The following is a 9017-nucleotide window of genomic DNA, read 5'->3' as shown; positions in this document are numbered from 1 at the left end:
TGCAGCCTATTTCCTTAGGTCCCTGGTGGCCATCGTGTACGATCATTTTGCGGATGGGGCCAATGTCATGCTGATTGTTCACCATGTCCTCCACCTGCTGGTTGGTATTGTACCAGGTGGTTTCATAATTGGTGAGCACCGGCACATGGTACTGCTTTGACAGCGCGGCTATGCGCTGCGCCTGCTGAACAGACACGGCCAGCGGTTTCTCTACCATTACCGGTATGCCTTTGGGCGCGCAGGCTTCTACCACGGCCAGGTGGTCGGCAATGGCGTTGTAAGCCAGCACCACATCAGGCTTTATTTTGGTGAGCATGGCGGGTACGTCTTTATAAAAGATGTTATCCGGCAGCTGGTATCTTTTCTTCATGCGCTGTATCAGCTGCTCATCGCTTTCAGCAATGCCCAGGATCTTCACTTCTCCCTTGCGGTAGCGGTTCAGTATCAGGTGCACATGGTCATGGTTTAAACCGGCCAGGGCCACCTGCAGGGACACCTGCTGTGCAATGGCGGAAAAATGACAGATCAGTAAGAGGATCAGTAATAAGCGGCAGCGTTGCATCTGTTGGAATTTTAGTAATGTTATGGATGTACAAAGTATAAAAAAAGCAACACACTGTGGTTAACAGTGTGTAAAACACAGGCGGAGCGGCTACTATTAAATTAGAGAGTACGGGTATGCATGGGCTCTACACTGTTATACGCTGTATACTCATTAGTAAAAAATAACCGGCTCATAATGAGCGGGTTAATTCACTGTGCCTGGGCCTGTTTAGTATAAGCACAGATTTTGACTGGTATGGTTAAAGGATTGTCTGCAGCTCCTTAATAGCGATCACCTGTTAATTCTAAAACACACGCATTATGAAAATGATGAAGCTTTTTCTTGCGGGAAGCATGGCCATCAGCGCCTTTTGTTTTACTGCCTGTTCTGATGATGATGATGATGGCATCGGCAATCACTTAATCTCAACACACGACAAGAACTTTATGACACAGGCCTCTTATGGCAACTGGAGTGAGGTGGATATGGGAAAGCTGGCCGACTCTATGTCGGCCGATGCGGGCGTTAAAATGTTCGGGCAAAAAATGCAGCAGGACCATACCACTGCGCAAAATGAGCTGGATGATATAGCCAACGACTGGGACGTTACTGTGCCAAACGGGCCTGACAGCATGCACATAGCGCTGAAGCAGCAAATGATGGCTATGTCGCCGCACATGTTCGACACCGCTTATGCAAACGGGCAGGTAAGGGATCACGAAAAAACAATAGCGCTTTTTGAGGATGCTGCTGCCAACAGCGATCAGCAAAGGTTAAAGGATTATGCCAAAAAATACCTGCCGGCCATTAAAATGCACAAGGCAATGGCCGACACCATGGCTGCAAGATTGGCAATGCCGTAAGCAGCATCCGTATAATTGCAGGGAGGAGATATAACGGCCTTATGTTCTGCCACGCCGCAACGGCTCCAGCAGGAACATAAGGCCGTTGGTTTTTATTACGTATAGTGTTTCCAGCAGCATACCTAGCTTGCCCTTGGGAAAACCGCCCTTTCGCGGGAACCACTCCAGGTACGACACCGGCAGGTCGCACAGCACCGTATCTTTGTATTTGCCAAAGGGCATTTTCATGGTCACTAACTGTTGTAATATCTCCGGGTTGGGTTGTGCTGGTTCCATATAAGGCAAAGATAAGCGGCTGCAGGCTGAAATAACAGCCCTGCCTTTTCAGTGCAGTTGCAGCATGCAGTATGCTATAACGATCCACGGGCGCCGGCGCCTACTGGTGTGCTGTTACACTACCCTGCGCATCCAGCTCCATATAAGGGTTCCAGCATATTTCCCACAGGTAGTTATCCGGGTCGGCCACATAGCCCCGGTAGCCGCCCCAGAAAGCTTTTTCAGCGTGCCTGGTAATGGTAACGCCGTTGGCGGCAAACCGCTCAAACAAAGCATCCACCTCCGCCGCGGATGTTACATTATACGCCAGCGTAAACCCTCTGAACCCCGCGCCTTCAGCGGGCACGTTGGCATCGTCGGCCAGGGCGCCGGACGGGAACAGGCTTAGTATAAAGCCATTCAGCAGGAACATAATAATGTTGTTATTATCGTTCACAGGTTTCCACCCGAACTGCGTAGTGTAAAAGTCTTTGGACCTTTGCAGGTCTTTTACCCCTAAAGTGATAACGGTTAATCGTTGCTGCAATGACATAATGTTGCTTTAAAAAGTTACACCGCAAATGTATGTTATTTACCAGGTTTACCATCAGCCGCTGCGGTTAGCACCACCTGGTAAAAACCTGCATTCCCGTGGTATTATCCCGCCACTGGCAATGGTGCGAACGGGCTGCAGTATTCATTTAAAACACGGCTTACTAACACGAAAATCCGGGAGGCAACTCCGGGATTTTTATTAGCTTCACCGCCATGTTTAAGAAGGAAATCTACGCCACAAGAAGACAACGGCTAAAGACGGCTGTTAACCAGGGACTTATCCTGTTATTGGGCAACGGAGAGCTGGGCATGAACTACCGCGATAACCTATACCACTTCCGGCAGGACAGCTCCTTCCTGTACTTCATAGGCATTGACCGCCCATCACTGGCAGCGGTAATAGATGTGGACAATGACAAGGAAATAATTTTCGGCAATGAGCTTACCATGGACGACCTGGTGTGGACCGGTCCCAAACCTACCATCAGCGAACAGGCAGCACAAACCGGCATTAACAACGTACAGCCGCTATCGGCCCTGGAAAGCCTGCTGAAGGCCGCGCAAAGCGCGGGGCGCACCATTCATTTCCTGCCTCCTTACCGGGCCGGCAATGCACAGCAACTGGCCGGCTGGCTGCAAATTCCCTGCGGCGCCTTACAAAGCAAAGCATCTGTACCACTCATTAAAGCCATCGTTTCCCAAAGGGCCGTTAAAGCGCCGGAAGAAATTGCCGAAATAGAAAAGGCCATTGGCATTTCTGTTGATATGCAGCTGGAAGCCATCCGCAGCACGCAGGAAGGTCTTACCGAAGCGCAGATAGCCGGGCGTGTGCATGGCGTGGCGCTGAGCGCCGGCGGCAATCTTTCCTTCCCTATCATACTAACTGTAAACGGGCAGATATTACATAACCACTACCAGGACACCATATTGCAAAACGGGCAAATGGTGCTGTGCGACTGCGGCGCTGAAACAGCCATGCACTACGCAGGCGATCTTACCCGCACCTTTCCTGTAAGCGGCAGCTTTACAACACAGCAAAGAGCCGTGTATGATATTGTGGCCGCCGCACAGCAGGCGGCCATAGATGCGCTGCAGCCAGGCGTTTTGTTCAGGAACGTGCATTTGCTGGCCTGTGAGAAGCTGGCCGAAGGCCTGCACGACCTGGGACTGATGAAAGGAGATGTAAAGGAAGCAGTAGCGCAGGGCGCCCATACCCTTTTCTTCCAGTGCGGTTTAGGGCACATGATGGGACTGGATGTTCATGACATGGAGGACCTGGGCGAGCAATATGTGGGCTATACAGATACGATTGTAAAAAGCACGGAGTTCGGGCTTAAATCCCTTCGCCTGGGCCGTGCCCTGGAAACCGGCTTTGTGCTTACCATAGAACCGGGATTGTATTTTATCCCGGAGCTGATGGATGCCTGGCAGGCGCAAAAGAAACACACCAGCTTTATTAATTACGATCAACTGGGGGCTTTCCGTAACTTTGGTGGCATACGTATAGAAGAGGACTTTTTAATTACGGAAGATGGCAGCCGCTTACTGGGCAAGCCCCTTTATAAAACAGCTACTGCTATAGAGGCACTGAGGTAATTAGTAATTAAGAATGAAGAATTAATAATGATTGCGATGCACGCTTCATTTGGTGTTCATTAGCAATCAACAGTTAATTAATAATTAAGAATGAAGAATTAATAATGCTTAACTACAACCGTCAATCAATTAATTATTAATTATTCATTATTAATTAATTTATCCGGACAATGCAACAACCTACTGTAAGCCTGTTACAAACAATCCGTTGCCTGTGTACATTAAAATGGCGTTTGAAAAAACAGGCCCGCTATTTTAATGAGCACCTGCCGCCCATGCTGGCGCAGCTGTCGGCCGGCCAGCCCAAAGATTTTTCCGCCGGCATCATCAGGCGTATTAATAAATACTGGCAGCTGAGCCTTAACGTTATCTGCGACAGCCTTTACCAGCTGCGCGGACTGCAGCTAAGTGAGGATGAGCAGCACCGGATTTTGCTGCTCAGCATTTTTGGTCCTTTGTACGACGACCTCTTTGATGATCATATACTCAGCTACGAACAGCTCGACGCTTTTACACGCCAGCCGGAAAAGCACATACCGCAAAGCTTTGAGGAGCATGTGGTAAAAGAGGTGTACCTGCAACTGCTGTTGTTATCCCCTGACCGGGAAAAGGTAATTGCCCACCTGCATGAAGTGTTTGTATGGCAGCAGGCGTCGTTAAAGCAAATGTCGCCGGATGTAAGTGAAGCCGATCTGTACGAGATCACCTACAAGAAAAGCTACTACTCCATCTTACTCTACTACTCTATACTGGACCACTACCCTGCCGTTGCCGTACAAAAAATGCTATACCCGATGGCGGGGCTGCTGCAGCTCACCAACGACGCCTTTGATGTATATAAAGATGTACACAGCGGTATTTATACCATCCCTAACCTGTACCGCAACTTTGAGCGGCTGCAGCAACATTTTATGGGCGCAGTAGCGGAGTTTAATCATTACCTGGCGCAGCTGCCCTTTACACAGCCGGCCAAAGCCTTCTACAGCATTACCATGCACGCCCTGCACGGCATGGGCTGCATTGCCATGGAACAGCTACAGGCGAACACCCGCGGGGTGGCCAGCATGGCGGAACTGGCCTCCCTGGGCCGTAAGGCCCTGGTGTGTGATATGGATAGCCTAAGCCAGCAGATCAAATGGGTAAAGCAGGTAAAATACCTGGTCAACTACCGGCAACCGGTACACGCAGCTGCTGCAGCAGCGCCTGCGCTGTAAGCACCGTGGCAAACTCGTGCTGCAGGGTGGCCAGCGACAGCTCATGCACCAGCGCCGCATCAAAATGCTGCCCGCTTACGCCGGTTTTATTAAAAGACGCCGTAGCATCGGAGATCACGAAGGTGTGGTAGCCCAGGTTACCGGCCATGCGGGTAGTGGTAGATACGCAGTGCTCTGTTGTTAACCCGATTACCACTACTGTGTCAATATTTTCCGCATGCAGCCTGGCCTGCAGGTCAGTACCTATAAAGGCGCTGTTCACGCTTCTTACCAGTACCGGCTCTCCCGGCAAAGGCCGGGCCTCTTCCTTAAATGCAAAACCCTTTTTAGAGGGATATAAGGGTGAACGCGGATCGCGGGAGCTGTACTGTATGTGAAACAGCGGCAGCTTATTTTCGCGCCAGTATGCCAGCAGCTCCTGTGCGCGTTGCTCTGCCTGCGGGTTGTTACGCTCACCGCCGTAATATTCCATTTCATCAAAACCCTGCTGAATATCTATCAGCAATAAGGCCGGGCGGCCCTGTAATGTATTTTCCATGAGGGGTAGTTTTTACAATGCAAAAGTAACATGGGATGCAGTGCGGAAAAAGGACAGCGCAGCGCAGGATTAAGACAATTACGAATTATCAGTTACAAATTACGGATTGGGGCAGTGATCTTACCCGTTAAACAGCATTTAAGGAGGCACTCCATTCATTATTCATTATTCATTATTCATTGTTAATTATTCATTACTTAGCCCCTCTCCCTGCATACACCGATTTTTTCAATTCGTAATTCGTAATTCTTAAATTTGTTCTATGGTTAAATTCACCGCTCCTATACTCAGCTTTGCAGAAAACGGGGATAAAACCGGCTGGAGCTATGTAGCAATACCTGCCGACATTGCACACCAGCTGAAGCCCGGCAATAAGAAAGCATTCCGCGTAAAAGGCAAGCTGGATAATTTTTCCATACAGGCTGTGGCATTATTGCCCATGGGCGGAGGCGGCTTTATACTGCCCATTAATGCGGACATGCGCAAAGGCACCGGCAAACGCAAAGGCGCCACGCTTACGCTGCAGCTTACAGAAGACAAAAACCCCCAGCCGGTAAGCAGCCCTGAGCTAATGGAATGCCTGGCCGATGAACCCGAAGCGCTGGCATACTTTAACGGTCTTACCATGTCGCACCGCAACTATTTTATGAAGTGGATAGAGAGCGCCAAGACAGCGCCTACCAAAGCAAAACGTATAGCCCAGGCCGTAACAGCGCTGGCCCAAAAGCAGGGCTTTTCTGAAATGATCCGTGCGCAGCAGCGGCAAAACAAGCCATAAACCACCCGGCGATGTAATTTGCTGCATGTAAGCGTTATAACACACATTTACATGGAGCGTTCATCCTCAACACATTTTGCTAAAATGGACAACCAGCAAGGGATTGCGCGAAAAAAAATCTTTCAAAACATTTGCACAGATGCAAACGGTTGTATATTTTCGTGCCGTACTCAGCTGGTAGATCCATATCAAAACATCAGCTACATGAAAAGCCGAATATATAAACCATAACATAACACTGTACAAGAGATCCAATACCGATAATAATATTCAGCATACAATATACATAGCGAACCATATCCGTAAATAGTATAACCATATTTTAAACAGGCTATAAACCGTTTTGTATGAGGAACCGATTACAATATGCCTTCAGGCGTATATCCTATTACCAATACATATTTACCAATATCTGTACAGGCAATCCGTGACATGCTGTAACGGGAAATCTTTTTGATGCGATCATTGCATATATCCTATGAAAACTACCCCTTCCGGCTGCGGAAGGCATCGTCCCTATGCCTGTTTCTTTTGTTACACTGCGCTGTACCTGCCACTGCAGCCCGGTAGCACGTACTTACTGCGCAGTGTAACTTTTTCCCTTTACCTATAATCTGTAGTGAGTGCTGTTCTTTGCGGTAATGGCCTGGCTGGGAGGCAATATTAGTATTGCTTTCCCGTTTACTAAGCTATAACGTTTAAGCAGCTACGAAACATTATTCAAACCATAAGGTCCTGACATTCCTTTATAAGAAGCCGGCTATTTTAAATGGCCGGCTTTTTTTTGTTTCCGCGTTTTGTTTTTTGTTTTTGCTTTTGCTTTTTACTTTTTGCCTTCTGCTTTTTGCTTCACCTAATACCCCGGGTTCTGCTCTGCGGCGCGTTCATCGGCAGTAAGCGGTACGCCGTTCTTAAACAGGCGGTCAATGTGCTGCTGCGGTATGGGGCGCAGCTTGTGGAAAGGCTTGATGTTGCCGGCCGCCGGGTTAAACAGCTTTACTCTTTCATACGTGGTTTCTGTTCGCGCAAGGTCCAGCCAGCGCTGGAACTCGCCCAGCAGCTCACGCGTTCTTTCATTGAGCATAAAGTGAATAAAGCGGGTAGCCTTGGTAGTAGCAGAGGGCGGGTATTGCTCATGCGGATCATTAGTTTCAAAAGCCGCTTCCGTTACCAGTACCTGGCTTTCGGTGCTGTTTACATCGCCGTAGGCGCCGCCTTCGGTAAACCAGTACTGCATGGGCTTTGCCTCACCGGCTTTATAAGCGGCGCGGCGGCGCAGCGCATTTATGTATTCCAGCGCGCGGGCATAGTTGCCCTGGCGGCCATAAGCTTCGGCAGCTATCAGGTAGGTTTCGCCCAGCCGCGCATATACGCCGTCACGGCCGGCGGTTTCGGTAGAGATGTCAAGCCGGGTGGGGTCCATGTGCTTTACCAGCGTCAGGAAGTCCTGCTTGGTGTACTTGTTGCGTGGGATCCACAGGTAAGATTTTTTGGCGATCTCCGCATCTGTAACGCCTTTGTCCAGCGTAAGCAAGATGGCCGTGTCACCCAGCTTGAATTTGGGCTGTCCTACCAGCGCGGGTGACGGCGCATTATCGGCTGTCCACCTGGGAATGGTAGCCGCGTTGTTGCACAGGTAAGCGGTACGGAAGCTTTTATAAAAGCGCGAGTCGTTCCTACGGTCAAATATATCCATGGTATAATTCGTAGGCATCAGGCGGCGGAAAGGGCGTCCGTTCACGATGTCGCGCTGCATGCCGGGCTTCAGGTCGTACACCATCTGGTAATACAGGTGCGTACGGTTGCCGGAGCCGTTCAGCATAAAGGCGTTATTGTTGAACTGCGCGGCCAGTATCACCTCTTTATTCTCCTGGTTATTAATGTTCCACAGGTCAGCGTAGTTGTCCAGCAGCTGGTAAGGCCCGTCGGTGATCACCAGGTTGGCCCAGTAAGCCGCGCTGTCCATGTCCGTAGGCTTTTGCCCGCGCTGTTCTGTAACAGCGCTGCCCCTGGTTAAATATACTTTGGCAAGATAGTGCCTGGCCGCGCCTTTGGTGATGCGGCCGTATTGCGATTGCGTGGCAGGCAGCGTGGCCGCCGCAAATTGCAGGTCGCTGATAATAGACTGGTAAATGTCGGCCACCGGTGAGCGGGCAAACTCCAGCCGTACCGTAATGTCGCCGGTAAGCGTAAGGGGTACGCTGCCAAACTGCTGTACCAGCATAAAGTAGTAGAAGGCGCGCAAAAAACGCAGCTCTGCTATGCGCTGGTTCCGGTTGTCATCGTTGGTATAGAACTGGGTGCCCTGTATGTTGGGAATGCGTTCTATGCCGATGTTACAGGCATTAATGGCGCGGTAGTAGGCCGTCCACATTTCATGTATGTAAGCGGCGGAGGTAGGGTTCAGCTGCGCGGTAAAATCATCAAAATATTTATTCTGCCCGTCCGATGCTTCGGTGTATTCATCTACCCCGTAATTAAAAAGGGTAAAGCTTTGCTCGCCGTTAAACAGGTAACGCAGCTCGCTGTAGGCGCCGTCTACCAGGTCTTCGATACCCGGTTCGGTATCATAATATTCATAGGAGATCTGCGTTACCATTTCCTCATCCAGGAATTTTTTACAGGAAGGCAGCAGCAGTATGGCTATCAGTAAATATAATCGCTTTTGCATTGT

General features: G+C 49.8%; 9 protein-coding genes. 4 read left to right on the top strand and 5 right to left on the bottom strand.

All coding sequences use genetic code 11. The features are described 5' to 3' along the window. The coding region (locus VFS25_RS08940; RefSeq protein ID WP_326461790.1) for a Gfo/Idh/MocA family protein at positions 1-562 on the bottom strand (562 nt) is incomplete at its 3' end. 302 nt (positions 563-864) lie between these two features. Here VFS25_RS08940 and VFS25_RS08935 point away from each other — a divergent pair. Then, positions 865-1407, top strand: a complete 543-nt coding sequence (locus VFS25_RS08935) for a DUF4142 domain-containing protein (RefSeq protein WP_326461789.1) — start codon at positions 865-867, stop codon at positions 1405-1407. A 39-nt stretch (positions 1408-1446) separates the two neighbouring features. Here the strand turns inward: VFS25_RS08935 and VFS25_RS08930 are convergent, their stop codons facing one another. Together VFS25_RS08930 and VFS25_RS08925 are read right to left on the bottom strand one after the other, a co-directional pair. Then, positions 1447-1683 carry a DUF3820 family protein gene (locus VFS25_RS08930; protein ID WP_326461788.1) on the bottom strand — a complete coding sequence of 79 codons (237 nt, stop codon included), beginning with the start codon at positions 1681-1683 and terminating at the stop codon, positions 1447-1449. Between the two features lie 100 nt (positions 1684-1783). After that, entirely contained in the window at positions 1784-2215 is a 432-nt protein-coding gene (locus tag VFS25_RS08925) for a VOC family protein (protein WP_326461787.1), read from the bottom strand. A 215-nt stretch (positions 2216-2430) separates the two neighbouring features. On the opposite strand from VFS25_RS08925, the gene VFS25_RS08920 reads away from it, so the two are divergent. Both VFS25_RS08920 and VFS25_RS08915 read left to right on the top strand, forming a co-directional pair. Further along, positions 2431-3813 carry a Xaa-Pro aminopeptidase gene (locus VFS25_RS08920; RefSeq protein WP_326461786.1) on the top strand — a complete coding sequence of 461 codons (1383 nt, stop codon included), beginning with the start codon at positions 2431-2433 and terminating at the stop codon, positions 3811-3813. Positions 3814-4046: 233 nt separating this feature from the next. Further along, complete coding sequence (locus VFS25_RS08915; protein WP_326461785.1) at positions 4047-5027, top strand: class 1 isoprenoid biosynthesis enzyme; 981 nt, start codon at positions 4047-4049, stop codon at positions 5025-5027. Here the strand turns inward: VFS25_RS08915 and VFS25_RS08910 are convergent. Then, entirely contained in the window at positions 4975-5565 is a 591-nt protein-coding gene (locus VFS25_RS08910) for a cysteine hydrolase family protein (protein WP_326461784.1), read from the bottom strand. The two genes, VFS25_RS08915 and VFS25_RS08910, sit on opposite strands and share 53 nt — an antisense overlap. A 262-nt stretch (positions 5566-5827) precedes the next feature. On the opposite strand from VFS25_RS08910, the gene VFS25_RS08905 reads away from it, so the two are divergent. Then, entirely contained in the window at positions 5828-6343 is a 516-nt protein-coding gene (locus VFS25_RS08905) for a YdeI/OmpD-associated family protein (RefSeq protein WP_326461783.1), read from the top strand. Positions 6344-7196: 853 nt separating this feature from the next. On the opposite strand, the gene VFS25_RS08900 is transcribed toward VFS25_RS08905, so the two are convergent. After that, on the bottom strand, positions 7197-9017 hold a 1821-nt coding region (locus VFS25_RS08900), incomplete at its 5' end, for a RagB/SusD family nutrient uptake outer membrane protein (protein WP_326461782.1).

It is taken from the genome of Chitinophaga sp. (genome assembly GCF_035761305.1).
Classification (GTDB): domain Bacteria; phylum Bacteroidota; class Bacteroidia; order Chitinophagales; family Chitinophagaceae; genus Chitinophaga.
The sequence above is the reverse complement of the archived record's forward strand: the minus strand, read 5'-3'. Positions and strand labels throughout refer to the sequence as shown.